The 24,897-nt window shown below is 70.5% G+C and carries 24 protein-coding genes and 2 tRNA genes; 12 read left to right on the forward strand and 14 right to left on the reverse strand.

What is annotated here, in order from left to right; genetic code table 11:
* Positions 1-204: 204 nt before the first annotated feature.
* The gene (locus EV375_RS12850) at positions 205-882 is read right to left on the reverse strand and encodes an alpha/beta family hydrolase (RefSeq protein ID WP_130301811.1); all 678 of its coding nucleotides are present in this window, start codon (positions 880-882) and stop codon (positions 205-207) included.
* Positions 883-1,131: 249 nt separating this feature from the next.
* Positions 1,132-1,950 carry an SOS response-associated peptidase gene (locus tag EV375_RS12855; RefSeq protein WP_130299557.1) on the reverse strand — a complete coding sequence of 273 codons (819 nt, stop codon included), beginning with the start codon at positions 1,948-1,950 and terminating at the stop codon, positions 1,132-1,134.
* 118 nt (positions 1,951-2,068) lie between these two features.
* On the opposite strand from EV375_RS12855, the gene EV375_RS12860 reads away from it, so the two are divergent.
* The 4 genes from EV375_RS12860 to EV375_RS12875 all read left to right on the forward strand — a co-directional run bounded on the left by EV375_RS12860 (position 2,069) and on the right by EV375_RS12875 (position 5,703).
* The gene (locus EV375_RS12860) at positions 2,069-2,782 is read left to right on the forward strand and encodes a M50 family metallopeptidase (protein ID WP_130299558.1); all 714 of its coding nucleotides are present in this window, start codon (positions 2,069-2,071) and stop codon (positions 2,780-2,782) included.
* A 97-nt stretch (positions 2,783-2,879) separates the two neighbouring features.
* Entirely contained in the window at positions 2,880-4,244 is a 1,365-nt protein-coding gene (aroA, locus tag EV375_RS12865) for a 3-phosphoshikimate 1-carboxyvinyltransferase (RefSeq protein WP_130299559.1), read from the forward strand.
* Between the two features lie 15 nt (positions 4,245-4,259).
* Entirely contained in the window at positions 4,260-5,270 is a 1,011-nt protein-coding gene (gene rsgA, locus EV375_RS12870; RefSeq protein WP_130299560.1) for a ribosome small subunit-dependent GTPase A, read from the forward strand.
* 106 nt (positions 5,271-5,376) lie between these two features.
* Positions 5,377-5,703: a DMT family transporter gene (locus EV375_RS12875; RefSeq protein ID WP_130299561.1), complete on the forward strand. Its 327-nt coding sequence runs from the start codon at positions 5,377-5,379 to the stop codon at positions 5,701-5,703.
* Between the two features lie 67 nt (positions 5,704-5,770).
* Here the strand turns inward: EV375_RS12875 and EV375_RS12880 are convergent, their stop codons facing one another.
* Positions 5,771-6,388, reverse strand: coding sequence for a TetR/AcrR family transcriptional regulator (locus EV375_RS12880; RefSeq protein WP_130299562.1), 618 nt, complete (start codon positions 6,386-6,388; stop codon positions 5,771-5,773).
* Positions 6,389-6,614: 226 nt separating this feature from the next.
* Between EV375_RS12880 and hisN the strand changes: the two genes are divergently transcribed.
* From hisN to EV375_RS12895, 3 genes are all read left to right on the forward strand, one after another.
* Complete coding sequence (gene hisN / locus EV375_RS12885; protein WP_130299563.1) at positions 6,615-7,409, forward strand: histidinol-phosphatase; 795 nt, start codon at positions 6,615-6,617, stop codon at positions 7,407-7,409.
* Positions 7,410-7,576: 167 nt separating this feature from the next.
* Positions 7,577-7,984, forward strand: coding sequence for a CBS domain-containing protein (locus EV375_RS12890; RefSeq protein WP_130299564.1), 408 nt, complete (start codon positions 7,577-7,579; stop codon positions 7,982-7,984).
* A 350-nt stretch (positions 7,985-8,334) separates the two neighbouring features.
* Positions 8,335-8,751 (forward strand): Fur family transcriptional regulator, encoded by a 417-nt coding sequence (locus EV375_RS12895; RefSeq protein WP_130299565.1) that lies wholly within the window; start codon positions 8,335-8,337, stop codon positions 8,749-8,751.
* Positions 8,752-8,863: 112 nt separating this feature from the next.
* Here EV375_RS12895 and EV375_RS12900 read toward each other — a convergent pair.
* From EV375_RS12900 to EV375_RS12915, 4 genes are all read right to left on the reverse strand, one after another.
* Positions 8,864-8,937 (reverse strand) — tRNA-Met (locus tag EV375_RS12900).
* A 150-nt stretch (positions 8,938-9,087) separates the two neighbouring features.
* Positions 9,088-10,872, reverse strand: coding sequence for a tetratricopeptide repeat protein (locus EV375_RS12905; protein ID WP_486588450.1), 1,785 nt, complete (start codon positions 10,870-10,872; stop codon positions 9,088-9,090).
* A gap of 195 nt (positions 10,873-11,067) precedes the next feature.
* Positions 11,068-11,141 (reverse strand) — tRNA-Met (locus tag EV375_RS12910).
* A gap of 75 nt (positions 11,142-11,216) precedes the next feature.
* Positions 11,217-14,087 carry a UPF0182 family protein gene (locus tag EV375_RS12915; protein WP_130299567.1) on the reverse strand — a complete coding sequence of 957 codons (2,871 nt, stop codon included), beginning with the start codon at positions 14,085-14,087 and terminating at the stop codon, positions 11,217-11,219.
* 131 nt (positions 14,088-14,218) lie between these two features.
* Between EV375_RS12915 and EV375_RS12920 the strand changes: the two genes are divergently transcribed.
* On the forward strand, positions 14,219-14,791 hold the full coding sequence (locus EV375_RS12920; RefSeq protein ID WP_207228094.1) for a PPA1309 family protein: 573 nt from the start codon (positions 14,219-14,221) through the stop codon (positions 14,789-14,791).
* 63 nt (positions 14,792-14,854) lie between these two features.
* Here EV375_RS12920 and EV375_RS12925 read toward each other — a convergent pair whose 3' ends face one another.
* The 4 genes from EV375_RS12925 to EV375_RS12940 all read right to left on the reverse strand — a co-directional run bounded on the left by EV375_RS12925 (position 14,855) and on the right by EV375_RS12940 (position 18,215).
* Positions 14,855-15,949: a PDZ domain-containing protein gene (locus EV375_RS12925; protein ID WP_130299568.1), complete on the reverse strand. Its 1,095-nt coding sequence runs from the start codon at positions 15,947-15,949 to the stop codon at positions 14,855-14,857.
* Between the two features lie 25 nt (positions 15,950-15,974).
* Positions 15,975-16,229, reverse strand: a complete 255-nt coding sequence (locus EV375_RS12930; RefSeq protein ID WP_130299569.1) for a hypothetical protein — start codon at positions 16,227-16,229, stop codon at positions 15,975-15,977.
* Between the two features lie 373 nt (positions 16,230-16,602).
* Positions 16,603-17,061 carry a molybdopterin synthase catalytic subunit gene (locus tag EV375_RS12935; RefSeq protein ID WP_130299570.1) on the reverse strand — a complete coding sequence of 153 codons (459 nt, stop codon included), beginning with the start codon at positions 17,059-17,061 and terminating at the stop codon, positions 16,603-16,605.
* A 56-nt stretch (positions 17,062-17,117) separates the two neighbouring features.
* On the reverse strand, positions 17,118-18,215 hold the full coding sequence (locus EV375_RS12940) for an SDR family oxidoreductase (RefSeq protein ID WP_130299571.1): 1,098 nt from the start codon (positions 18,213-18,215) through the stop codon (positions 17,118-17,120).
* A 265-nt stretch (positions 18,216-18,480) separates the two neighbouring features.
* Between EV375_RS12940 and EV375_RS12945 the strand changes: the two genes are divergently transcribed.
* Together EV375_RS12945 and EV375_RS12950 are read left to right on the forward strand one after the other, a co-directional pair.
* Positions 18,481-20,037: a zinc-dependent metalloprotease gene (locus EV375_RS12945; protein WP_130299572.1), complete on the forward strand. Its 1,557-nt coding sequence runs from the start codon at positions 18,481-18,483 to the stop codon at positions 20,035-20,037.
* The gene (locus EV375_RS12950) at positions 20,034-20,579 is read left to right on the forward strand and encodes an NUDIX hydrolase (protein WP_130299573.1); all 546 of its coding nucleotides are present in this window, start codon (positions 20,034-20,036) and stop codon (positions 20,577-20,579) included. Before EV375_RS12945 ends, EV375_RS12950 begins: the two co-directional genes overlap by 4 nt.
* A 24-nt stretch (positions 20,580-20,603) precedes the next feature.
* Here EV375_RS12950 and EV375_RS12955 read toward each other — a convergent pair whose 3' ends face one another.
* Positions 20,604-21,164 (reverse strand): M48 metallopeptidase family protein, encoded by a 561-nt coding sequence (locus tag EV375_RS12955; RefSeq protein WP_486588451.1) that lies wholly within the window; start codon positions 21,162-21,164, stop codon positions 20,604-20,606.
* A gap of 199 nt (positions 21,165-21,363) precedes the next feature.
* Here EV375_RS12955 and EV375_RS12960 point away from each other — a divergent pair, with 199 nt between their 5' ends.
* Entirely contained in the window at positions 21,364-22,464 is a 1,101-nt protein-coding gene (locus EV375_RS12960; protein ID WP_486588452.1) for a ThiF family adenylyltransferase, read from the forward strand.
* Positions 22,465-22,519: 55 nt separating this feature from the next.
* On the forward strand, positions 22,520-23,977 hold the full coding sequence (locus tag EV375_RS12965; protein ID WP_130299576.1) for an ABC1 kinase family protein: 1,458 nt from the start codon (positions 22,520-22,522) through the stop codon (positions 23,975-23,977).
* A 212-nt stretch (positions 23,978-24,189) separates the two neighbouring features.
* Here EV375_RS12965 and EV375_RS12970 read toward each other — a convergent pair whose 3' ends face one another.
* Positions 24,190-24,513, reverse strand: coding sequence for a hypothetical protein (locus EV375_RS12970; protein ID WP_055486140.1), 324 nt, complete (start codon positions 24,511-24,513; stop codon positions 24,190-24,192).
* On the reverse strand, positions 24,510-24,875 hold the full coding sequence (locus EV375_RS12975; RefSeq protein WP_130299577.1) for a WhiB family transcriptional regulator: 366 nt from the start codon (positions 24,873-24,875) through the stop codon (positions 24,510-24,512). Before EV375_RS12975 ends, EV375_RS12970 begins: the two co-directional genes overlap by 4 nt.
* Positions 24,876-24,897 lie beyond the last annotated feature (22 nt).

Consider the following 24,897-nt stretch of genomic DNA (forward strand, 5'->3'; position numbering starts at 1 on the left):
AATCGGAGAATAGACGACGTTCCGCTCCGCGCGCCGCCCCGGTCACCGTCCCGCCGGCGAGCGCGACCGTGGCCCAGTCCAGGTCGGCGGCCTTCGGACGCTGCGGGCAAGCGACAGAACCCATGCTGGCGGCTCCCTTGGTCTCGGTCCTTCGACTCTGCTGTGAACGCATCCGCCCCGGGCGTTCATTCCCGCGCCCCGTAGTCATCTCCGGCCGCCGGAAGACGGGAGGGAAAGCCCGGAGAGCCAGCCGGCGACAGCGTCCGTGAGCAGGGTCATCGCCTCGTCCTCACCGGTTCCGGCGCTCTTGGGCACGGCGAAGCCGTGGTCGCCGTGGGGCACCTCCACGATGCGTGTGCCCTCGGGGAACTCCGAGGGGCGGCCGAACGGATCGCGCCCGCCCTGCACCACGAGCACCGGCACTCCCGCCCCGGTCAGCTCGTCGACCCGGGACTTCTCCGGCTTCCCCGGAGGATGCAGCGGAAAGGACAGCGCGAGCACGGCCGCCGCTCCGAGTTCGCTGCCCGTACGGCATGCCACGCGCGCACCGGCGCTGCGCCCGCCCGCCACGACGGGGAGGTCCGGCGAGCACAGGGCGGGCCACACTTCCCTCCACGCGGCATCGAGGGTCTTCGGTGCGGGCGCGACCTTCTTCCCGGCCACGCGCCACGGCTGCTCGACGAGCGCGACGGTCACGCCCCGCGGAGGAAGGGCGTCGGCGAGCGCCCTCAGGTCCCGCGCCTCGATCCCGCCGCCCGCGCCGTGGCCGAGGGCGAGGACGGCGCGGGCCTCAGGTGCGGTGTGCCAGGTGATGCGGGCGTCTCCGGCGGTGGTGGGGACGGTCCGGGCGACGGCCCGGGCGCCTTTGGCTGCCTTCCCCATGTCCCCGGCACGGTCGTCGTGCGCGCCGTGTCGGGCGCCTGCGGCTTTCTCGGTCATGGAAAGCCATCCTGCCCCGTCCCGTCCCCGTAACTCTGTCGTCCCCGTCCCCCTGTCGTCCCCGTAGCCGGCCGGCCGGCGGTCAGTGGCTCCCTTGCCCGTGGTCGGGGGCAGCGAGCGGAGCGCCGGTCGTGTCACGTGGTGAACCGTGGCCGTGTCGCACGGCCGGTGGCCGGGCGCCCTGCGGCCGCGTCAGAACAGCGTGCCGACCTCGGGGGCGGTCAGCTCCCTGACGAGTTCCGCGCTGTTGTTGCGTACGTTGCTCACATCGGTGGAGACGGGGTACGCGCGCATCATCCCCGGCGGCGGGGGATCCAGCAGCGCCCGCAGCTCCTCCTGCGGCCGGCGGGCCGGGTCCAGCCAGGCGTTCCACCGCTCCGGGAGCAGCATCAGCGGCATCCGCGGGTGGATCTCCGCCAGCGACTTGGGGCCGTCATCGCCGGCCGGTTCCGCCAGCGGCGCCGTCTCCGCCTCCGTCGTGACCACGGTGCAGGTGGTCCACCACGCCCTCGGGTGGTCGTCGGGCAGCGTGCTGTCGCGCCAGAACTCGTACAGTCCGGCCATCGCCATGACGGAGCCGTCGGCGGGGGTCACGAAGTACGGCTGCTTCCGCGGCCGTTTCCTCCTCCCGTCCTGCTCCAGCTGGAGCTCGCCCTTGGCCGTCGCCCATTCGAAATATCCGTCGGCCGGCAGGAGGCACCTGCGGGCGGCGAAGGGGCGCCGGTACGCCGGCTTCTCGTGCACCGTCTCCGCCCTGGCATTGATCATCTTCGCGCCCATGTCCGGCGACTGGGCCCACCCGGGTACGAGGCCCCACGTCAGCGTCCGCAACTGCCGTACGGGGCGCGGGTCGTGCGCGCCCTTCAAGGGGCGGTCCAGGATCGCGTGCACCCGTTTCGTGGGGGCGACGTTCCAGTCCGGCGCCAGGGTCTCGCTGGGCTCCCACATCTCCACGCCGAAGAGCGCGACAAGGCCCTCGGGTCTCCGGCTTGCTGCATACCTTCCGCACATGAGTGCCACACTGCCACGGCACTGATGCGGAGCGCCCCGCGTTCACGGAGAAGCGCGCTCCGCTCGAGAAGAAGGTGTGCGGGGCAGTTCGTGCCGCGCCGGGAGGACAAAGGACAGAATGGACACCACGAGCATCGCCGGTCTCTGGGACCGGGTCTTCGGCACACAGCCCGACCCCGACCAGTGGCTGGTCTTCACCACCGCCGCCATAGCCCTCGCCGCCGTGGTACCGCACAGCGTGTGGCGATTGTCACGGAACGCGGTCACCATCGCGCACGAGGGCGGCCACGGCCTCATAGCCCTGGTGTCCGGGCGCCGGCTGGAGGGAATCCGTCTGCACTCCGACACCTCGGGCCTCACCCTCTCCCGCGGCAAGCCGACCGGCATCGGCATGGTCCTCACCGCGGCCGCCGGCTACGCCGCACCCTCCCTGCTCGGCCTCGGCGGTGCCTGGCTGCTGGCCGCGAACCACATAACGCTGCTCCTGTGGAGCGCCACCGCCCTGCTCGTGGCGATGCTCACGATGATCCGCAATGCCTACGGTGTCCTGACCGTGCTCCTCACCGGCGGTGCCTTCGTCCTCGTCTCCTGGCTGACGGAGCCACAGGTGCAGGCGGGGTTCGCCTACGTCGTGGTCTGGTTCCTTCTGCTCGGGGGCGTACGACCGGTCTTCGAACTCCAGGGCAAGCGCCGCCGCGGAGGCGCCCCCGACTCGGACGCGGACCAGCTCGCGCGCCTCAGCCACCTGCCCGCCGCGGTCTGGCTGCTCCTCTTCCACGTGGTCTCGCTGACGTCTCTGATAGGCGGCGGACGGTGGCTGCTCGGCCTGTGAGCCACCGCGGAGGCTTCGGCGGAATCGCACCGCGAGAGGGCTCCGCGCGGGATTCGCCGAGATCGGCGCACCAGGGCGAACGACTAAGGTGAGTCTCATGACCGAGCAGACCGTCTCCGCCGCCCTGTGGCCCGCGCCGTTCGCGCAAGGACCCGTCGACGCGACCGTCGCCGTGCCCGGTTCGAAGTCGGTCACCAACCGCGGTCTCGTGCTCGCCGCCCTGGCCGCCGACACCGGGCTGCTGCGCCGCCCTCTGCGATCGCGGGACACCCTGCTGATGGCGAAGGCCGTGCGCGCGCTCGGAGTGCACGTCGAAGAGGGCGTAGGCCCGGACGGCACCGGTGAGTTCTGGCGCGTGATCCCGGCAGCGCTGCGCGGCCCGGCCACCGTCGACGTCGGCAACGCGGGCACGGTGATGCGGTTCCTGCCGCCTCTGGCCGCCCTGGCGGACGGCCCGGTGCGCTTCGACGGCGACCCCCGCTCGTACGAACGTCCGCTCCACGGCGTCATCGACGCGCTTCGGGTCCTGGGCGCCCGCATCGACGACGACGGCCGGGGACGCCTGCCGATGACGGTGCACGGCACAGGTTCCCTCGCCGGCGGAGCCGTGCAGATCGACGCGTCGGCCTCCAGCCAGTTCGTGAGCGCGCTGCTGCTGTCCGGGCCGCGCTTCAACCAGGGTGTCGAAGTGCGGCACGTCGGCGCCGCAGTTCCCTCGGCACCCCATATCCGGATGACGATCGACATGCTCCGCAAGGCCGGCGCGCAGGTCGACGCACCGGAGGACGGCGGCGAGCCCAACGTCTGGCGGGTCACGCCCGGCGCCCTCCTCGGCCGGGACCTGGTCGTCGAGCCCGACCTGTCCAACGCGCAGCCCTTCCTCGCGGCCGCCCTGATCACGGGCGGCCGGGTCACCGTCCCCGACTGGCCGGAGCACACCACTCAGCCCGGGGACGCACTGCGCCGCATCTTCACGGAGATGGGCGGTTCGTGCGTGCTGGACGAGCGCGGGCTGACCTTCACCGGAAGCGGCCGCGTCCACGGCATCGACGTCGACCTGAGCGACGTCGGTGAACTGACGCCCGGCATTGCGGCGGTGGCCGCCCTGGCCGGGTCCGAGTCGGTGCTGCGCGGCGTCGGCCACCTGCGGCTCCACGAGACGGACCGCCTGGCGGCCCTCACCAAGGAGATCAACGGCCTCGGCGGCGACGTCACCGAGACCGAGGACTCCCTGCGCATCCGCCCGCGTCCGCTGCACGGCGGCGTCTTCCACACCTACGACGACCACCGTCTGGCCACCGCCGGTGCCCTTCTGGGCCTGGTGACCGAGGGCGTGAAGGTCGAGAACATCGCCACGACGGGCAAGACCCTCCCCGGCTTCGACGGCATGTGGGCGGAGATGCTCGGCACGGACGGCGGGAACGGCACGAGCGGCGGCACACGCGTCGAAGAGAGCGCCTGAGGGCGGGCCCGGGCGATGCGCCGCTACGGCAAGCACACCGACGAGGACGACGTCCGCGTACGTCCCAACCGCAAGGGCAGCCGTCCGCGCACCCACACCCGCCCCAAGCACGAGGACGCGGCGGGGGGCATGGTGCTCACCGTCGACAGGGGCCGGTTCACCTGCCTCGTCGACGGCCGCACCATCACCGCGATGAAGGCGCGCGAACTCGGCCGCAAGGGCGTGGTCGTCGGGGACGAGGTGGCCCTCGTCGGCGACCTGTCGGGAGCCAAGGACACCCTCGCCCGCATCGTCCGCGTCGAGAAGCGCACGTCTGTGCTGCGGCGCACCGCCGACGACAACGACCCGTACGAACGTGTCGTCGTCGCCAACGCCGACCAGCTGGCCATCGTCACCGCGCTCGCCGACCCGGAGCCGCGTCCGCGTCTGATCGACCGCTGTCTGGTCGCCGCCTACGACGCCGGTCTGGATCCGCTGCTCGTACTGACGAAGTCCGATCTCGCCCCGGCCGGGCCGCTGTTGGAGAAGTACACGCCCCTCGGGGTGCCGCACGTCGTGACGAGCCGCACCGAACTGGCCGAGGGAGAGGCGGCGGAACGGGTACGGGAGTCGCTCTACGGGCGGGTCACCGTGTTCGTCGGGCACAGCGGCGTCGGCAAGACCACCCTGGTGAACGCCCTCGTCCCCGAGGACCGGCGGCGCACGACCGGCCACGTCAACGCTGTGACGGGGCGCGGCCGGCACACGACGACGTCAGCGCTGGCCCTGCCGCTCCGTGAAGAGGGGAGCTGGGTGATCGACACCCCGGGCGTGCGCTCCTTCGGGCTGCACCACGTCGACCCGTCGCGGGTCATCGGCGCCTTCCCCGACCTGGAACCGGGAACCGCCGGATGCCCGCGCGCATGCAGCCACGACGAGCCGGACTGCGCACTCGACCAGTGGGTCGCGGAGGGCCACGCCGACCCGCAGCGGCTTCACTCACTGCGCCGGCTGCTGGCGACGCGGGAACTGCACGAAGACGACTGACCGGCACAAAATGGGTCGGCACGGGCATAATCGCGCCCGGAAGCACGCCGCCCACGGCCCGGTAGCGCGCCAGGCACGCGGACACGCACGCACGGAGGCATTCCACATGGCAGCGTGGCTGCTGGTCATCGCCGCGGGTTTTCTGGAGACGGGGTTCGCGGTCTGCCTCAAGCTCTCCCACGGCTTCACCCGGCTGTGGCCCACGGTCGCCTTCTGCGCCTTCGCGCTCGGCAGCTTCGGACTGCTGACGCTCGCGTTGAAGCGTCTGGAGGTCGGCCCCGCCTACGCGGTCTGGACGGGCATCGGCGCCGCCGGCACTGCCGCGTACGGGATGCTCTTCCTCGGCGACGTCGTCTCCGCGCTGAAGCTGGTCTCGATCTCGCTGGTCGTCGTCGGCCTGGTGGGACTGCAGATCTCGGGTGCGACTCACTGAACGGGAAGCATGCCCCGGCGTCGGGCGGGGCGGTGCAGCCCCACCCGCGGGCCGCGGCGTCGCAGGGTCAGCGCGGGTGCGCCAGCAGCGCCCGCACCACCTCGCGGATCTGACTCACCGCCTCCTCGTCCCGTCGCTCCGAGGGCGGGGCCACCACGAACGACAGCGTGATCCGCACCCCCGCCTCGCACGCCAGGCCCAGCCGGCCGGAGGAGCCGTTCGGCGAGAGTCCGTCGATCATGCGCTCGCACAGCGTGGCGGCCAGCGCCCCCGGCTCCCCGGGACGTACGGCGGACGCACCCCCGGCGGTGCCGACCGGTCCGGCGTCCCCGGCCCCGGGCAGTGGCATGGGCGTGCCCCAGCATCCGGTGAGTGCCGCGCGGACGATGGGTTCGTCACGGGCGGTCCGCAGCATCCAGGCCGCCGCGGCCGCGAAGGAGGCCACCGGGTCGGCTCCGCCGCGGCCGCCCTCGGCAGCCGCACGTACTGCTCCCTCGACGAAGCCGTCGACCAGCCGTTTCACCAGGGCGGCACCGAGGCCCTCCTTCGTGCCGAACTCGTTGTAGAGCGTCTGCCGGGACACACCGGCGGCGGTGGCGACGTCCACCATCCGCACTCCTGTCCACGGCTGTGTGCCGACGGCCCTGTGTGCGGCTTCCAGCAAGGTCTCGCGTGCAGTAGGCATCGTGCCTCCGAACCCGGCGGCTGGGGTGCGGGACAGAATTGACGCGCCGCCAACTCCTGTCAAGACAGCGAGCAGAGAGCCCGCCGACGCCGCCGGTCCACGGCTTGCCGTCCGTGGCTCCCATGGTGCTCCCGGCACCACCCCTCAGCACGAACGGAGGCACTCGCATGGCTTCCCGCGGCACTGCCCTGTGGCTGGCCACCGGGCTGGTCGATACTGTTCACACATGCCGGGTTACCACGATGATCTGCGTCTCGCCCATGTGCTGGCCGACGCCGCCGACGCCGCGACGATGGAGCGGTTCAAGGCTCTCGATCTGAAGGTCGAGACGAAGCCGGACCTGACGCCGGTGAGCGAGGCCGACAAGGCTGCCGAGGAGCTGATCCGTACTTCGCTCAAGCGCACCCGCCCGCGCGACGCGGTGCTCGGCGAGGAGTTCGGCACGGAGGGGCACGGCTCCCGGCGCTGGGTCATCGACCCGATCGACGGGACGAAGAACTACGTCCGCGGGGTTCCCGTGTGGGCGACGCTGATCGCCCTGACCGAGCTGGGCGAGGGGGGCGACCAGCCGGTGGTGGGCCTGGTCTCGGCCCCCGCGCTGAACCGGCGCTGGTGGGCGGCGAAGGGCGGCGGCGCCTATACCGGACGCAGCCTGTCGCAGGCCACACGCCTCCAGGTCTCCCGGGTCGAGTCCGTGCGGGACGCCTCCTTCGCGTACTCGTCCCTGCACGGCTGGGAGGAACGCGGCATGTTCCCGGGCTTCCTGGAACTGACCCGGGACTGCTGGCGTACGCGGGGCTACGGGGACTTCTGGCCGTACATGATGGTCGCCGAGGGTTCGGTGGACGCGTGCGCCGAACCCGAGCTGTCGCTCTGGGACATGGCCGCCCCCACGATCATCGTGCAGGAGGCGGGCGGCACGTTCACCGGCCTCGACGGAAGGCACGGCCCGCACAGCGGGAACGCCCTCGCCTCCAACGGTCTGCTGCACGAGGAAGTGCTCACGTATCTGACCGCGTAGTGCGTACGCGGCGCACCGGGCGCGATGCGTGAGCCCCGCTCCCGCCCGTCGGGTACGTGCCCTTGTTGTGGTCCCGGAGCCATGTGAACATGAGACTCCGAAAGATTGTGACCTTGTGAATCTCTTCTCGAATGGGAGAGGTTTCTCCAAGGAGGTGGACCACGCACATGCCCACCCTCGTCCGAGACGCAATGACCACGGTTGTTCTGACCATCGGCCCCGCCCACACACTCCGCCAGGCCGCCACCCTGATGTCGGCCAGGCGTGTCGGCGCAGCCGTGGTCTTCGACCCCGACACCAGCGGGCTCGGCATCCTGACCGAGCGCGACATCCTCAACTCCCTCGGCGCGGGCCAGGATCCCGACCAGGAGACGGCACAGTCCCACACCACGACCGACGTCGTCTTCGCCGCGGAGGAGTGGACGCTGGAGCAGGCCTCTGAAGCCATGACCCACGGCGGGTTCCGCCACCTGATCGTGCTGCACGGACAGGAGCCCGTCGGCATCGTGTCCGTGCGGGACATCGTGCGCTGCTGGACCGGAAGAGCCGAGACCGTGGGAGCCGTCGGGGTGTGAGCCGGACGCTCGCGCGGCTCACCGGCGCGGCGGCGCGGGCCCCATGCACACGGCGAGAAGCACCGGAGGGACCGTGCGACGGCACGGTCCCTCCGGGTTCTTACGGCGAGCCGCCGGATCAGCCGCGCAGGGCCTGTACCGCAGCCTCCGGCCGCTTGCCGTAATTCTCGTCCGCATAGCGAAAGTTCTCGATCGCCCGCCGGAAGACCTCCTCGCGCGAAGCCGGTGAGAGGCACCCGCGATGACCGGGAAACTTGAGCCGATCCTACATTGGACTTTGTCTAAGTCAAGAACATGACGAAGTCCGTACGCGTTCTTTTCCCGGACCCCCGCACTGCTAGGGTTGGCGTATGAGCGACCTGCTGGAGCGACTCCGCGACCGGGGCTGGCGGCTCACCGCGCAGCGGAGAGTCGTGGCCGAGGTGCTGGACGGCGACCACGTGCACTTCACGGCGGACGAGGTGCACGCGCGCGCCGCCGTACGTCTGCCGGAGATCGCGCGCGCCACCGTCTACAACACGCTGAGTGAACTTGTCTCCATCGGCGAGGTGATCGAGGTCAGCACCGACGGCCGCGCGAAGCGGTACGACCCCAACGCCCGCCATTCACATCAGCACTTGGTCTGCTCGAAGTGCGGCGCGATCCGCGATGTGCACCCCTCCGGCGACCCGCTGGCCGGTCTTCCCGAGAGTGAGCGCTACGGGTTCACGGTCTCGGACGCCACCATCACCTACCGGGGCACCTGCCCCCAGTGCGCCGCCGGCTAACACCGACGTCCCGCCCGGGCCCGATCCGGGCGGAAGGCAGCTCCTCGCGACATGCGCGGGACGAGACATGCGAAGGGCCCGGATCCTTGGATCCGGGCCCTTCGACTTTCAGTAGCGGGGACAGGATTTGAACCTGCGACCTCTGGGTTATGAGCCCAGCGAGCTACCGAGCTGCTCCACCCCGCGCCGTTGTGCCGCAACTCTAACCCTGCGCCGACGACCAGCGCAAATCGCTTCCGTGCAGCGGGGCCGGGCCGGCACGTGATCGCGTCCGGCCCGGCCCGGCCGCACAGGCGTCGCCCCGGCCGGTGCGGCCGGTGCGGCCGGTGCGGGCCGTCAGGCCGTGAGCTCCGAGTGGAGGGCGTCGTACAGCTTGGCCGCGCGGGCGGCCACCTCGGACGGGCCCAGCTCGACCGCACGCGCGCACCAGTGCTGCCCCGTCTCGAGCTCGCCCCGGCGCGCGCTCAGCAGCGCCAGGCGGAGAGCCGCGCGCCCGTGCCCCGCCTCGGCGGCACGGGTCCACCACAGCGCCGCCTCCGGCTCGCTGCCCTCCCGGGCCAGCAACAGCCCCAGGTTGAACGCTCCGTTGGGGCTGCCGGCCTCCGCCGCGACCCGGTACCAGCGCGCGGCGTCGACGATCTCGCCCCGCGCCGCCAGACACATGCCGAGCCGCACCTGTGCACGCCGGTGACCATGCTCGGCCGCCCGCTCGTACCACTCCTCGTGCTCGTCACGGCTGCTCACGTACGCGGTCGCACCCGTCGAATCGGCCTCCCGCGGGCTGCGGCGCTCCAGGAGCACTGCGAGCCGGAAGGCGCCCTCCACATTGCCGGCGCCGGCGGCGCAGCGCAGTTGGCGCTCCGCTCCCTGCTCGTCCCCCTCCCTCAGCAGCGCGATGCCGACCTGCAGCGCGGCCTCCGCATGCCCGGCCGCCGCGGCCTGCGCGTACCAGACGCGGGCCGTACGGTGATCGCCCCGGCCGACGTGCAGGATGCCCAGATTGAACGCGGCGTCGACACTCCCCGCCTCAGCCGCCTTGGAGAACCAGGGCTCGGCGCCGTCGGCGTCGCCACGCTGCAGCAGCAGCACGGCGAGAGCGTTGGCCGCCTCGCGGTGCCCGGCGTACGCGGCACGCCGGTACCACTGCTCGGCCTGAGCCGTGCGCCCCTGCGCGGCGCAGAGAAGCCCGAGGTTGAACGCGCCGTTGTCGCAGCCCGCGTCGAGTGCCACGCGGTACCAGCGCTCCGCGGCCTGCCGCTCACCGCGGTCGGCGTGAAGAGCACCCAGCGCGTTCGCCGCGTTGCCGTCGCCGTCCTCGGCGGCACGGCGCCACCACACGGCCGCGCTCTCCTCGTCGCCCGCGTCCCGCAGCAGGAAGCCCAGCGCACACGCAGCGCGCGGCTCGCCCTCCTTCGCGGACGTGAGATACCAGCGGCCCGCCTCCTTCAGTTCGCCGCGGCGCTCAAGGATCGCGCCGAGCCGGAGCGCGGCGCGGCGGTGACCGCGCGCGGCCGCCTGCCTGTACCACTGCTCGGCCTCTCGCTCGACGGCCTCCACTGCCTCGTCGTCACCCTCGTCGTCACCCTCGTCCTCACCGGTGACGCCGGCCGCGCGCTTGCCGATGATCTGCGCGAGCCGGTACGCGGCCTCGCGGTGGCCCTGTTCGGCGGCGGCTCGGAACCAGGCCTCTGCGCCCTCATCACCGTGGTGGTCGAGCAGATCCGCCAGTGCGTACGCGCCCAGCGCGTGGCCGCACTCGGCGGCATGGAGAAGCCAGTAGTGCGCCGCGGCTTCGTCCCCGCACTCGCGGTGGTGCCTGCCGAGGGAGTGGGCGGCCGCGGCCGACCCGGCGACGGCGGCAACCCGCCACCAGCCGGCGGCCTCGTCGGCGCAGCCCCGCTGGTGAAGCAGGACCCCCAGATTGTTGGCGGCCGCACGGTCCCCCGCCGCGGTGGCCGCCCGCAACGGCGCCTCCGCACCGTCGAGATCGCCGCTGCGCAGCAGCCGCGCCCCGAGCACGCTCAGCTCACCGACGTCCTCGAATTCTCCCGCCCCGCTGTCAACTCCCGCCGGAGCCGTACCGGTACCCGGCGGAGCCTCCAGTCTCACCTTGTCCCCCATGAACCCCATGTTCGCACCACCCGCAACCCACGTACACCTGGAATACCACCACCGGGTGAGGTCAATTCAGAGGTTTGTCGACTTCCCGACAGAGAGACACCTCAAACCGTCTGCCACGAAAGGGAGTTGAGGTGTGCTGCGTTGACGCATGCGAAGGGCCCGGATCCTTGAGGATCCGGGCCCTTCGACTTTCAGTAGCGGGGACAGGATTTGAACCTGCGACCTCTGGGTTATGAGCCCAGCGAGCTACCGAGCTGCTCCACCCCGCGCCGTTGTGTTGACAACTCTACACCACGGTGGGGAGTGCTCCGCACCCGGGCGGTGTGACCGCCCGGGTGCCCCAACTACTCCTTCTTCGCTGCCTTTTCAGCGTCCTTCTCGGCGTCCTGCGCCTCCTGGATGGCGTCCTTGAGGTCCTCCTGCGCCTTGCCGTACGCCTTCCAGTCGCCCTTCTCCAGCGCGTCCTGGCCCGCGTCGTACGCGTCCTGGACGTTCTTCAGGGCTTCACGCACCGAGGCGTCACCGGCCGCCGGCGGCTTCCCCGACTGATCGTCGGGTTCGGAGGCGTCCGAGTCACCCTTGGCGTCGAAGACCTTGTCGAGGGCCTCACCCAGGGTGTTCTCGAAGGCGATGCGTTCGCCGTAGGTGACCAGAACCTTCCGCATGCGCGGGTAGTTGGTGCCCGCGCCCCGCACGTACACCGGCTCGACGTAGAGCAGGCCGCCCTCCAGCGGCACCGTCAGCAGGTTGCCGTACTCGATCTCCGAGTCGCCGCGCTTCAGGAGATTGAGCGACTCGGCGATGGCGGGATCCGAGTTGAACTTGCTCTGCACCTGAGAGGGACCGGAGACAGTCGTGTTGGACGGCAGCCTCAGCATCTTGATCTTGCCGTACCCCGGACTGCGCGGATCCGCGTCGATGGCCATGAACGCGCCCAGCGTCTCCCGCTTGTTGGGGTTGAAGGTCGTGGTGAGCGAGAAGGTCTGCTTCTTCTCGTCAGGCATCTTCAGACTCAGGTAGTACGGCGGTACCGCATTGCCCTTGTGCGTCGGGTCGTCGGGGATCTGCCAGCGCTCACTGCCGCTGTAGAACTGCGAGGGCGACGTGACGTGGTACCGGGTCAGCAGCTCACGCTGCACCTTGAACAGGTCCTGGGGATACCGCAGATGGTCCATCAGGTCGTCGTCGATCGCGCTCTTCGACTTGACCGTTCCCGGGAAGGCCTTCATCCACGTCTTCAGGACGGGGTCCTTCTTGTCCCACTGGTACATCTCGACGTCACCGCTGTAGGCGTCCACCGTCGCCTTCACGGAGTTGCGGATGTAGTTGACGCGGTTCTCCTTGGTGACCACGGCGCGCTGACCGTCCGTCAACGAGTCCTCGGTGGTGTCGCCGAGGGTCGTACGCGAGGAGTACGGGTAGTTGTCGGACGTCGTGTAGGCGTCGACGATCCACTTGATCCGGCCGTTGACGACCGCCGGGTAGGGGTCGCCGTCGATCGTCAGCCACGGAGCGACGGCCTCGACGCGCTCCTTCGGCGTCCGGTTGTAGAGGATCCGGGAACCCTCGCCGATCGCTCCGGAGTAGAGGATCTGCGGCTCGTTGAAGCTCACGGCGTACGCGGCGCGGTTGAGCGGGTTGGCGAGGTTGACCCCGCTCTTGCCCGTGTACGTGTACGTCTTCTCGCCCTCGTCGTCCGCGTAGTCCAGCTCCTTCTGCGGACCGCCGACGATCGAGTACTGGTTCGTCTTCTCGCCGTAGTAGACGCGGCCCTCGTACTTGCCCTTGTCCCCCTTGGGCGGCAGATCCTGCTCGGTGAAGGACGGCGCGCCGTCCTTGTCGACCGTGGTGCCCTTGGCGGCCACCATGCCGTAGCCGTGGGTGTACTTGAAGTGGGTGTTGATCCAGTTCTTCTCGGGGATGCCGTCGGTGTTGATCTCACGCAGGCCGACGACGGTGTCCTGCTCCTTGCCGTCCTTGGACTTGTAGCGGTCCACGTCGAGCACTGCCGGGAACTGGTAGTAGCCCCTGACCTGTTGCTTCTGCTGGAAGGTCGGCGAGACGACGTTGGGGTCGAGAAGACGCATGCTCGCCGAGGTGTCCGCGGCGTCGCGCAGTTGCTGCTTGTCCGCCTTGCTCGTGCCCGAGTAGTCCTTCACCTGCGAGTCGTCGACATCGTAGGCGTCACGCGTGGCCTTGATGTTCTTCTTGATGTACGGCGTCTCCTTGGCCTGCTCGTTCGGCTGGACCTGGAACTTCTGGACTATCGCCGGGTACAGACCGCCGATCAGGATCGCCGAGAGGACCATCAGTCCGAAGCCGATGACCGGCAGCTGCCAGGTGCGGCGCCAGATGGTCGCGAAGAAGAGCACGGCGCAGATGATCGCGATGCAGAAGAGGATGGTCTTGGCCGGCAGGTAGGCGTTCGCGTCGACGAACTTCAGACCCGTCCAGTTGTCGGTCGCCTTGAAGTCGCCCGACTTCACGGCCAGTCCGTACCTGTCCAGCCAGTAGGCCACGGCCTTCAGGGCCACGAAGAAGCCCAGCAGCACGGACAGATGCCCCGTGGCCTGCGCCGTCGCGCGGGCGCCCGGGGTCGTCACCCGCAGACCGCCGTACAGGTAGTGCACCAGGGCGGAGGCGAGCAGCGACAGGACCACGGCGGCGAAGCCGAAGGCGAGCAGGAAGCGGTACCAGGGCAGATCGAAGGCGTAGAAGGAGATGTCCTTGCCGAACTGCGGGTCCGTCTTGCCGAACGGCACGGAGTTGACCCACAGCAGCCACGTGCGCCACTGTCCGGCCGCCGAGGCGCCGGCGATCAGCCCGACGAGAGCGGTCACCCCGAGCAGCACCCACTTCTTGTACGGGGCGATGCTCATCCGGTAGCGGTCGAGGCTCTGCTGCTCCAGCGACATGGCACTGAGCGGCGGGCGCATGCGGTGCGCGATCCAGACGTTGAGCCCGACGGCCGCGGCCATCACCAGACCGAAGACGGCGAACATGCCGACCTTCGTCCACAGCGTCTTGGTGAAGACCGAGCTGTACTGGACCGAGCGATACCAGAGCCAGTCGGTCCAGAACCCGGCGAACATGACGAAGAGCATGGCGAGGACCGCGAGCACGCCGGCTGTCATCAGCAACGTACGGGAACGCCGGGAAGGCCGGCCCACTCTGATCCGCGGCCCTGAAGGACCGCCTGGCCCACGGTCCGGCATTTGGAAAGCCAAGGTGCGCACCTCGAAGATCGCTGTGACAAGAAGGGCCCAGCATCGTAAGCCCACTCATGCAACTTACCGAAGCTTTACCCAGTTCCCGATCCCGGGGTGGAAGCGGGCACGATATACCCATGGACAACCTCCCCACCGACGGCACGCCCCCCGCCTCCGACCCGCTCACCCGAGCGGTGCTGGAACTCGACGAGTACGCGGCAGGTCTGGGCTGGGACCAGCCGAGTCGGCTGTTCGCCCTGGTCGACACGGCCCGACTGCGCGCGGAAGAGCCCGAACTCGCAGGTCAGCTCGGTTTCGACGACAGCGGCCCGGCGACCTCATCCCTCACGCCCGTCGAACAGGACGAGCTGCCCACGGGCGCTCCCCTCGATGAGTTCCTGGCGACGATCGCCTGGCCCGAGGCCGTCACGGGCTGCGCGATGACCGTCGAGCGGCTGATGCTGCCGCAGGCCGCCGAGGAAGCCGTGCCGGAGGAGCTCCAGCGGGAGGGAGCCGAGGAGAAGCTCGCGGAATGGGTCTCCGAACATCCCGAACGTCAGGAGGTGCGGCTCACGGTCGCAGTGCTGCGGGACGGCACGCGCGAGTCGGCTCTGCGCCTGCGCTCCAAGGACAACCCGACGGAGGTCCTGACGGGATCGGGCCTGGTGCCCGGACTTGCCGACGCCCTGGCGGCGACGTTCGAGGAGTGATCGACGAGGGCGGCTCCGCCGGGCCGGTGTCCGGGAGGGGCAGCCCTGCGGGCGCAGCGGCCGTCAGCCCGCCTTGCAGCGCGGGAGGGCGCCCGTGTCGTCGTTGCGGATCTTCTTCAGCGCGTCCATGGCCTCGTGCATGGTGCCCGTCTTGACGAGGGTGAGACCGTCCGGTTTGTCCTTGGCAGCTGAAGGGCAGTTGGCGGACGGTGTCAGGAAGTACTTGGCGCCCTTGGCGCGGGCCGCGACCGTCTTCATCTGGATGCCGCCGATCGCTCCGACCTTGCCCTTGTCGTCGATGGTGCCGGTGCCCGCGACGAAGGAGCCGCCCGTGAGGTCCTCCCGCGTCAGCTTGTCGACTATGCCCAGGGAGAACATCAGGCCCGCGCTGGGGCCGCCGACGTCGGCGAGCTTGATGTCGATGTCGAACGGGAAGGAGTGGCCGGCCGCCGGCTGGATGCCCACTATCGCGCGCCCGTCGTCTCCTGCCTTCTTCGTGCCGACGACCACCTGCCGCGCGTCCCGCGGGGAGGGCTTCTTCCCTGCCTTCTGGGCCGCCTTGACGTCCGCGGCCGGAATGATCGTGAAGCGGACCTTCTCCCCCGGCTTGTGCTTGGTCACGATGTCCGCGACGCCCTTGGGGTCCTTGACCGGCTTGCCGTCTACGGTGCGGATGAGATCACCGGCGTGCAGCTTGCCCTCCGACGCCCCGCCCTTCACCACGGACCCGACGATGATGTAGCTGGGAACACGTATCCCGAGCTCCTTCAGTGCCGACACCTTCGCGCTCTCCTGCGAGGCGCTGAACTCCTCCGCGTTCTGCTGGTCGACCTCCTTGGCCGACTTGTTCTCCGGGTAGAGGGTCGAATGCGGAACCACCGCGCTGTCGTGCTGCAGCCAGCCGCCGACGGCCTCCAGCAGATTCATCCGGTAGTCGGCGCCGGTGACGCGGACCGTCGTCATGTTCAGATGGCCGGACGTCTCGTACGTCCTCTGGTCCTTGATGTTGAGCACCGGCTCTCCGTCGTGCTCACCGAGCGTGTTGACCGTCGGCCCGGGCGACATCTCCGCGTACGGCACCTTGATCAGCAGCCCGGCACAGAGCATCGCTATGAGGAGCAGCGTGGACGCGAGCATCGTCGCGGTGCGTCGTGGCATAGCACGACAGTACGGGACGGGACCGTCAGTCCGCCGTCCGGGCGGAACGATCCCCGGCCTGCCCGGCGGCCGTCACAACGGGCTCCGCAGGAGGTTCCGGACGGAATCCCCCGCCCGCCTCCTCCACGCGTGAGCGTTCCATCGCGGCGCGGAACCGTTCGTAGCCCGCGACGCCCGCGGAATCCGGGATACCCGACCGACGCCGGCTGGCCCAGCTGCCCCACACACCGGCAGCGACCGCGCCCATGATCGGAATCAGCAACCAGGAGAGTGCCGCCATGATGACCTCCCGACCCCTTGAAAGACGCTGTCCGACCGAATCCTGCCGGGCAGAACGGCCGATGAGCAGATTAACTCCCGGCATGACAACGCTCTTTCCCGGGATCCGGTTCCGCAACCGGAATGTGCACCGTATGGGTGCCCCGGTCGCCTCACCCGGTGACGCCGCTGCGCCGGCCACCCCACCGGACGGACGGGCACCGCGCATGAGCGCCGACGGGGCCGGGCTCCGAGGGCGTCTCCGCAAGGCCGTCCGCACCTCGGCTGAGAAGGCGCGCGGTGGACGGAGTCAGGTGCAGATGTCGGTCCAGAGGCTCACACACGCATCACCCGGCCTCCAGCCACCGGCCCTCCACGAGGGCGCAGCAGGACGCCTAGGCGCCGACCCACCCTTCGGTACCGTCCGCGAAGGTCTGGTGCTTCCAGATCGGGACCTCGCGCTTGAGGTCGTCGACGAGACGATGGCACGCCGCGAACGCCTCCGCGCGATGGGGGCAGGAGACAGCCACGACCACGGCCAGATCGCCGATCGCCAGCTCGCCGACCCGGTGCACCGCCGCGAGCGCACGGACTGGAAAGTCGGCCGCGGTCTTCTCCGCCACCCGTCGCAGCTCCGCCTCCGCCGTGGGATGCGAGGAGTACCCCAGACGGGTGACGTCCGCGCCGCCGTCGTGATCGCGCACCGTGCCCACGAAGAGCGCGGTGCCGCCCGCCGAGTCGTCACCGACGGCCCTGAACACCTCGTCGACGGACAGCGGTGCGTCGCGGATGCCCAGCAGCCTGATCGGATCGGGGGCCGCCTGCTCGCCGGGGTGCTCGTGTTTGTGCGCCATGGCCTCATGCTGCCCCACGCCCGGCACCGAGGGAACTGCCCCGCCCTCGCCCGCCGCTACAGGCCGCGGCGCTTGCGGGCCCTGCGCACCAGTGCGGCCGTGCCCAGCAGTGCCACGGTTGCACCGGCGCCGGCCGCGGTGGCGGCTTCCGTGCGTCCGAGCCTGCGCCCGGCGACCGTGTGACGGCCCGCGACCTCCTCCAGCAGCTCCGCGAGGACCTCCTCGTTCGTCCAGCGGGGCCGCCAACCCGCGTCGTGCAGGCGGGCGCCGGAGACGACCCAGGGATGCATCGTGTAGGCGAGGTCGCCCGCCGGGGAGGGTGTGAGGCCCAGCCGGTGCAGCCGTGAGGCGGCCCCGAGCGCGACAGCGGACGGCAGCTCCATGCGACGGATGCCGGTGAGCTCCTCGACCTCCTCCTGCTCCAGCCAGCCGTCGCAGCCGACGGCCATCTCGCCGTCCGCCTTCTCCAGGACGGCGAACTCCAGCGCGCTCACCAGGTCCTCGACGTGGCAGAACTGCCAGCAGGGGCGGGAGTCGGCGACGACCAGCAGACGCGGCGACTCGAAATAGCGGGTCAGTGCGGTGTCCATGCCCGCGCCCACGAGCACCGAAGGGCGCACGACCGTCACATTGAGCCCCGGGTGGGCCCGGGGAGCCCGGCGTGCGAGCCGTTCGATCTCCAGAAGGTCCCCGACGGCGGTGGCCTCGGCGGTGGCCCGCAGTTCGGCGTCCTCCGAGAGCGGAACGTCGTTGTCCGGCAGGGCTCCGTAGACCATCGTCGACGTGCAGAGGATCACTCGGGGGACGCCCGCCGCCGCCGCCGCGGTCAGCACGGTCTGCGTCCCGCGGACGTTGAGAGCGGTACGGGCCGTCGGGTCCGTCTCCAGGTCCAGGTCGAGGGCGAGGTGCACGACGACGTCCACAGGATCGCCCTCGTTGCGAAGCCGGTCGGCGATGGCCGGATCGCGCACGTCGAGGGTGTGCCACTGGGCCTCGCTGACCTCGCCGCGGCGCTCGTCCAGCGCGACGACGCTCTTGATCTCCTCCGATGCCGCGAGCCGCTCCGTCAGCAGCGCGCCCACTCCTGACGCGGCACCGGTGACGGCGACGGTCGGGGTTCGCGCTGCGCGAACGTTGCCTTCGGAGGAACTCACCAGTCGTCTCCAGCGGTTGTTTCTGGTAGGAGGTGCGCAAGCTCCATCCTGCCTGACGCGTGTCTAGGCTGGAGGTGGAGCCTGTGATGGCGGAGCAGGCTCGCCCGTGTCCCGATTGGCCCACTTCGACCAGTCGAGACAGACCAACGTAGTCCACGCACCGGCCCCCGCGAGCAGACCGCCGGCGCACCGGCGCACCTTCCCGCGAGACCCGCACGACCGTACGAAGACCCACGAGACCCACACGACAGAGCCGAGGAAACCCGTGAGTGACACCCCATTCGGATTCGGCGTACCTCCTGAGGAGCCCGAAGACGGGGACGAGGGCAAGAAGAAGGGCGACGACGCGGGCCGGAGCGGCCAGGGCGACCCGAGCGGCCAGGGCAGCGCTCCGAATCCCTTCGGTTTCGGCGGCGGTGCCGGCGGGCCCGGCGCGGACAATCCGCTGGCGGCGATGTTCGGTTCGCTGGGCGGCGGTCAGGGAGGCATGGACCCGGGTGACCTGGGCGCGGCCTTCCAGAAGCTCGGCCAGATGCTCTCGTTCGAGGGCGGCCCCGTGAACTGGGAGATGGCCAAGGACATCGCCCGCCAGACCGTCGCGGCCGGAGGTCCGGCCGCAGCCCAGGGCGGCCAGGGAACGGGCACCAAGGACGTCAGCGTCGGCCCGGCCGACCGTGCGGTCGTCGAGGAGGCGGTGCGTCTGGCCGACCTGTGGCTGGACGGTGTGACGTCCCTGCCGTCCGGCTCGACCACGGCGGAGGCCTGGAGCCGCGCGGAGTGGGTGGAGAACACGCTGCCCGTGTGGAAGGACCTCGTCGACCCCGTCGCGGAACGCGTCGGCACGGCGATGGGCGACGTGCTGCCCGAGGAGATGCAGGCCATGGCGGGTCCGCTCCTCGGAATGATGCGTTCCATGGGCGGCGCCATGTTCGGTACGCAGATCGGCCAGGCGCTGGGCGTCCTGGCGGGCGAGGTGGTCGGATCCTCGGACATCGGACTTCCGCTGGGCCCGGACGGCAAGGCCGCACTCCTTCCCGCGAACATGTCCGCGCTCGGTGAGGGGCTCGGCGTGCCGCAGGAGGAGGTACGCCTGTACCTGGCGCTGCGGGAAGCCGCTCACCAGCGGCTTTTCATGCACGTGCCGTGGCTGCGCTCCCACCTCTTCGGTGCGGTGGAGGGCTATGCACGCGGGATCAAGGTCGACACCACCAAACTCGAGGACGTCGTCGGCCAGTTCGATCCGCAGAACCCGGAGGAGCTCCAGCAGGCCCTGCAGCAGGGCATGTTCCAGCCGGAGGACACCCCGGAGCAGCGGGCCGCGAAGGCTCGTCTGGAGACCGCTCTGGCACTGGTCGAGGGCTGGGTCGACGCCGTCGTGCACGCCGCGGCCGAACCGCACCTGCCTTCTGCTTCCGCGCTGCGCGAGACGCTGCGCCGCCGCCGTGCGTCCGGTGGGCCGGCGGAGCAGACCTTCGCCACGCTGATCGGGCTCGAGCTGCGTCCGCGCAGGCTCCGTGACGCCGCGCGGCTGTGGGCGTCGCTGACGGACGCGCGCGGCGCGGACGGGCGTGACGGGCTGTGGGCGCACCCCGACATGCTGCCGACGGCTGACGATCTGGACGACCCGGACGGTTTCGTCCACCGCGAGAACGCCGATTTCTCGGAGCTCGAGTCGCTGCTGGGCGACGCCGCCGCGCAGGACACGGGCAGCGGCCGCACCGGCCGCACCGGAGACGACAGCGGCGACGAGGGCGAAACCCGTGCCGACGGCGACGAAGACGGGGGCGATGAGGGCGACGACGACGGCGGAAAGAAGCTGTGAGTCTGCACGGGAGTGCGACGCGGACGTTGACGGAGTGGTCCCCCGGAGCTGACGACGGGCAGGAGGAACTGCGGCGTGAGTATCTCTCCTTCCTTGGGGCCCACGAGAACGCCATGTGGAAGGCGTGCTCCGACGGTCACCTCACGGCGAGCGCGCTCGTGGTCGACCCGGCGGGCGGCCGCGTCCTGCTGACGCTGCACCGGAAGCTGCGGATGTGGCTGCAGATGGGCGGCCACTGCGAGCCGGAGGACACCACGCTGGCCGGTGCCGCGCTGCGCGAGGCGCAGGAGGAGTCCGGGATCGATGGGCTGACGCTGTTTCCCGGCGGTCCGCTGCGTCTCGACCGTCATCTCACGCCGTGCGCCTGGCACTTGGACGTGCAGTACGCGGCGCTGGCCCCCGAGGGTGCGCTGGAGCGGGTGAGCGACGAGTCGCTGGATCTGCGCTGGTACGGCTACGACGAAGTGGCGGCGGCCGCCGACGAGTCGGTGGTGAGGCTCACCGAGTGCGCCCGCGCCCTCGTCGGGGACGGAGCGCGCTGAGGACGCAGGACGGCCGTCGGGCTCCTACTCCTCGCGGGCCTCGCGAGCGGCGGGGAGGTGGGGCAGCCGGTCGGCTGCGACGACGCCTTCGAGGAAGCCGCGCGCCCGTTCCGTGCGGGGGTAGGCGTCCAGCAGCTGCCAGAAGCGCGACCCGTGCCCCGGCACCAGCAGATGGGCCAGTTCGTGCAGGAGTACGTAGTCGATCACGTACTCGGGCATGCCGCGCAGCCGGTGCGAGAGCCGGATGCTGCCCTCCGCCGGGGTGCATGACCCCCAGCGGGTGTTCTGATTCGTCACCCAGCGGACGGTGTGCGGTCTGGCCCGGCCGTCCAGGTACTGCTCGGAGAGCCGCGCGGCGCGCTCGGCGAGGTCGGCGTCGCCGAGCATGCGCTTGCTCTCCTGTGCCGCCAGCTTGTCGAGCATGAGGTCGACCCAGCGCCGCTCCTCGTCCGTCGACATACGGGCGGGGATCATCACGACAGTCCGGTCGCCCTCGCGGTAGGCGGAGACGGTGCGCCTCCGGCGCGCACTGCGACGCACTTCGACCGCCGGCTGGCCGTTGCTGTTCAGCGGGTCGACGGACACGCCTCGACCGTACCCGCTGATGGGAGCGGAAGTCCCACCTCCGGACGGGTTCGCGGCAATCGCCCCATACCCGTTCCCTTCATATGACTGCCGCCCAAGGCTGTGGATAACTTCCGGCGCCGCCTGCCCGGCCGATCGCATGCTGTCCGTGGCAGTGACGAGTCACGCAGAACGAAGGACGGGGAGAAGCATGCATCCGATGATCAAGCCTGCGCTGCGGCGTGCCTGGCGGGACAGGCAGACGGTGCAGTACGGCGTCGCGCCCGCCCATGCTGTGCTCCTCGGGCCGGTGGACAACACGACGGCTGTGTTCATGGAGTCGATGGACGGCACACGCTCCCTGGTGCAGCTGCGTGAGGAGGCGACCCGGCTGGGGCTCCCCGAGGGCACCACGGAGCGGCTCGTCGACAGGCTCGCTTCGGCGGGGGTGCTCGACGACGCCACGGCGGACCGCGAGGCTTCGGCCGGGGTGCACGAGCGGCTCCGGCCGGATCTCGCTTCCCTGTCCGTCGTGCACCGGCGGCCGGGCGACGGCCTGCGCAAGCTGGTGGCACGCAGGGAGGCCTGCGTACAGGTACGGGGCGCCGGGAGGGTCGGCGCCCTCGTGGCGTCGACTCTTTCCGCGGCCGGGGTGGGAGAGGTCTCGGTGGTGGACGGCGGACATGTCGAGCCCTGGGACACGGCGCCGGGAGCCGTCTCCCCGGACGACTGCGGAGAGCGGCGCGACGTGGCCGCCCGCAGAGCTGTCTCCCGTGCGCGGCCATGGGATTCCCGGCCACGCTCCCGCTCGCGGCCGGTTCCGGGGCTCGTGGTGCTCGCACCGCGTGACGGCCTCGACGCCTACGCTCCGGACCCCGGCGCCGCAGAAGGATTCGTCGGGGCGGGGACGCCACATCTGTACGGCGGCGTGGTGGAGAGCACCGGCTTCGTCGGACCGTTGGTCACACCCGGAGTCTCTCCCTGCGCCGGCTGCATACTGCGGGTACGAGCGGAGCGGGAACCGAGCTGGCCGCTGGTGGTGGGCCAGTGGCGCATGTCGGCGAGGCGGCGGTCGGGGGTCCCGGCTTGCGACTCGGCGCTGGCGACGGTGGTCGCGGGGGCCATCGCCTCCTACGCTCTCAGTTTCCTCGACGGTGACGGGGCCTGCGCCTCCGGATACCGGATGCGGTTCTCGCTGCCGCACCTCATCGGCAGCACCGAGCAGCTCTCCGCTCATCCCGAGTGTCCATGTGGTGCCGCTTCCGTGACAGCGGATCACCCGCTCTCGGCGGATGCCATGGAAGAGGTCACAATGGCCTGATGGCCGCCGTTTCTCGGTGCGCTCAGGCCGAGCCGTCTGGAAGTTGGAGGGGCCCATGTCTGATCTTCCCCGTAAGGCAGTCACGCGTACGGCCAAACTGGCCGCGCTGCCGCTGGGGTTCGCCGGACGCTCCGCGTGGGGCCTCGGCAAACGGATCGGAGGTCTGTCCGCCGAGCTCGTCGGCCACGACCTTCAGCAGCGCACCGCGGAGCAGCTGTTCAAGGTACTGGGGGAGCTCAAGGGCGGAGCCATGAAGTTCGGGCAGGCGCTCTCGGTATTCGAGTCGGCGCTGCCCGAAGAGATAGCCGGGCCTTACAGGGCGACGCTCACGAAGCTGCAGGAAGCGGCTCCTCCGATGCCGACCAGCACCGTCCACGAGGTGCTGGCCGAACAGATGGGTGAGGACTGGCTCGAGCTCTTCGAGGAGTTCGACGACATGCCGTCGGCGGCCGCGTCCATCGGGCAGGTCCACCGTGCCGTCTGGCACGACGGACGCGAGGTCGCGGTGAAGGTGCAGTATCCGGGGGCCGGAGAGGCTCTGGTCTCGGACCTCGCCCAGCTCGGCCGGTTCGTGCGCATGCTGGGACCGCTCATACCCGGCATGGACATCAAGCCGCTCGTCACCGAACTGCGGGACAGGGTCACCGAGGAGCTGGACTACGGCCTGGAATCCCAGGCGCAGAAGCTCTACGCGGAGGAATTCGCCGAGGACCTGGACGTCGTGATCCCGGACGTGGTGCACCAGTGCGAGCGAGTGCTGGTGACCGAGTGGATGGACGGAGTGCCCCTCGCAGAGGTCATATCGGAGGGAACACAGGAGGAGCGGGACCGTGCGGGGCAGTTGCTGGCCCGTTTCCTCTGCTCCGGGACGGCCCGCACCGGACTCCTGCACGCGGATCCGCACCCGGGGAACTTCCGTCTGCTTCCCGCCGAGCAGTCCGAGGACGGCGAGGGGGAATGGCGGCTCGGCGTGATGGACTTCGGAACCGTGGACCGGCTCCCGGGAGGGCTGCCGCCCGTGATCGGCACGGCGCTGCGCATGGTCATCGACGGTGAGGCCGACGCCGTCTACGAACTGCTCTGCACGGAGGGCTTCGTCAAGGACTCCATCGAGCTGGAGCCCTCAGCGGTGCTGGACTATCTGGTGCCCGTCATCGAACCGGCCCGAGCGGAGAGCTTCCACTTCCACCGGGGATGGATGCGGGAGCAGGCGGCCCGGATCGCCGATCCCCGTTCTCCGGCGCACCAGTTGGGCAAGCAGCTCAATCTGCCCCCGGCGTATCTGCTCATACACCGGGTGACGCTGAGCACCATCGGCGTGCTGTGCCAGCTGGGGGCGACCGTTCGGATGCGTGAGGAAATGGAAGCCTGGGTGCCGGGCTTCGCCCAGGGCGAGGACGTCGCGGACGACGAGACTGCGCACGAGGAGGCCCGGGTCGACCCCATCCAGGCCGGGGAGGGCGGCGAAGACGGCGAGGAGGGCTCGCCGGCTGCCGCGCAGGCCTCTGCCTGAATCAGGGGCCGGCCACTGACACAGGGCGTCAGGCACGGCTCGGAGCTGAAGCCACCAGCGTCAGTCCCGGGTCGAGGTTGCTGCCGCAGGAGCGCCAGGCCCGTGCCACAGCGGTCGGCCCGGGGCAGCGGGCTCGCGGGGACCGGCCACCGGGATTCCACTCCCGCCGCAGACGGCGAGAGCCGGGGCTTGCGCCCCGGCTCCCCGGTTGTTCACTGCATGACCGCCATGGCCAGCGCTCTGCGGGCGCGCAGTGAAGCGCGCTCCGCGCGGCGCTGGAGGCGACGGGCCGAGGTGACACGCAGTGCTCTGCGTTCCGACTCGGCCTCGTACAGACGGTCGTTCATATGGGCTCGGGCCAGGGATTCTGGCATGAGTTGCATTTGTCGGGTCCTGTTCTGGCGCAAGGAGTCCGCGTCGATTCCGCGGTGGTTCGGGATGTCGGAGTCGGATGTCATCGTCGGGTCCTGCTTCGGAAGGGGACGCTGCTGGGGATCGCGCGTCATCGGGCGGTCGATCGTGCCGGCGGTGTTCATGCTGTGACCGGGTTCTTACGGGGACGGCCACGCGGACGCTTCCTGGGCACAACCACGCCCTGGACGAACAGCTCGCCTCCCCAGACGCCCCAGGGCTCGCGGCGGTCCTTGGCACCGGCGAGGCAGGCCTCGCGCAGCGGGCAGGTCTGGCAGAGCGTCTTGGCGTACTCCACGTCGGCGGGGGCCTCGGCGAAGAAGACCTCCGGGTCGTATGAGCGGCAGGGCACGGTCACACCGAGCCGCTCGATGGCTTCGTCGAGCTCGGTGAGCGTGATCAGCGGGGCGGTCACGAGATCCTCCGTGGTGGCAGCAGGCGGCATCAGGTCTGTCGTGGGTGACGGGGTGTGCGTATCGGGGTGCACTGCCGGGTTCCTCGTCTGTTGA

Source organism: Streptomyces sp. CNZ301 (genome assembly GCF_004217425.1).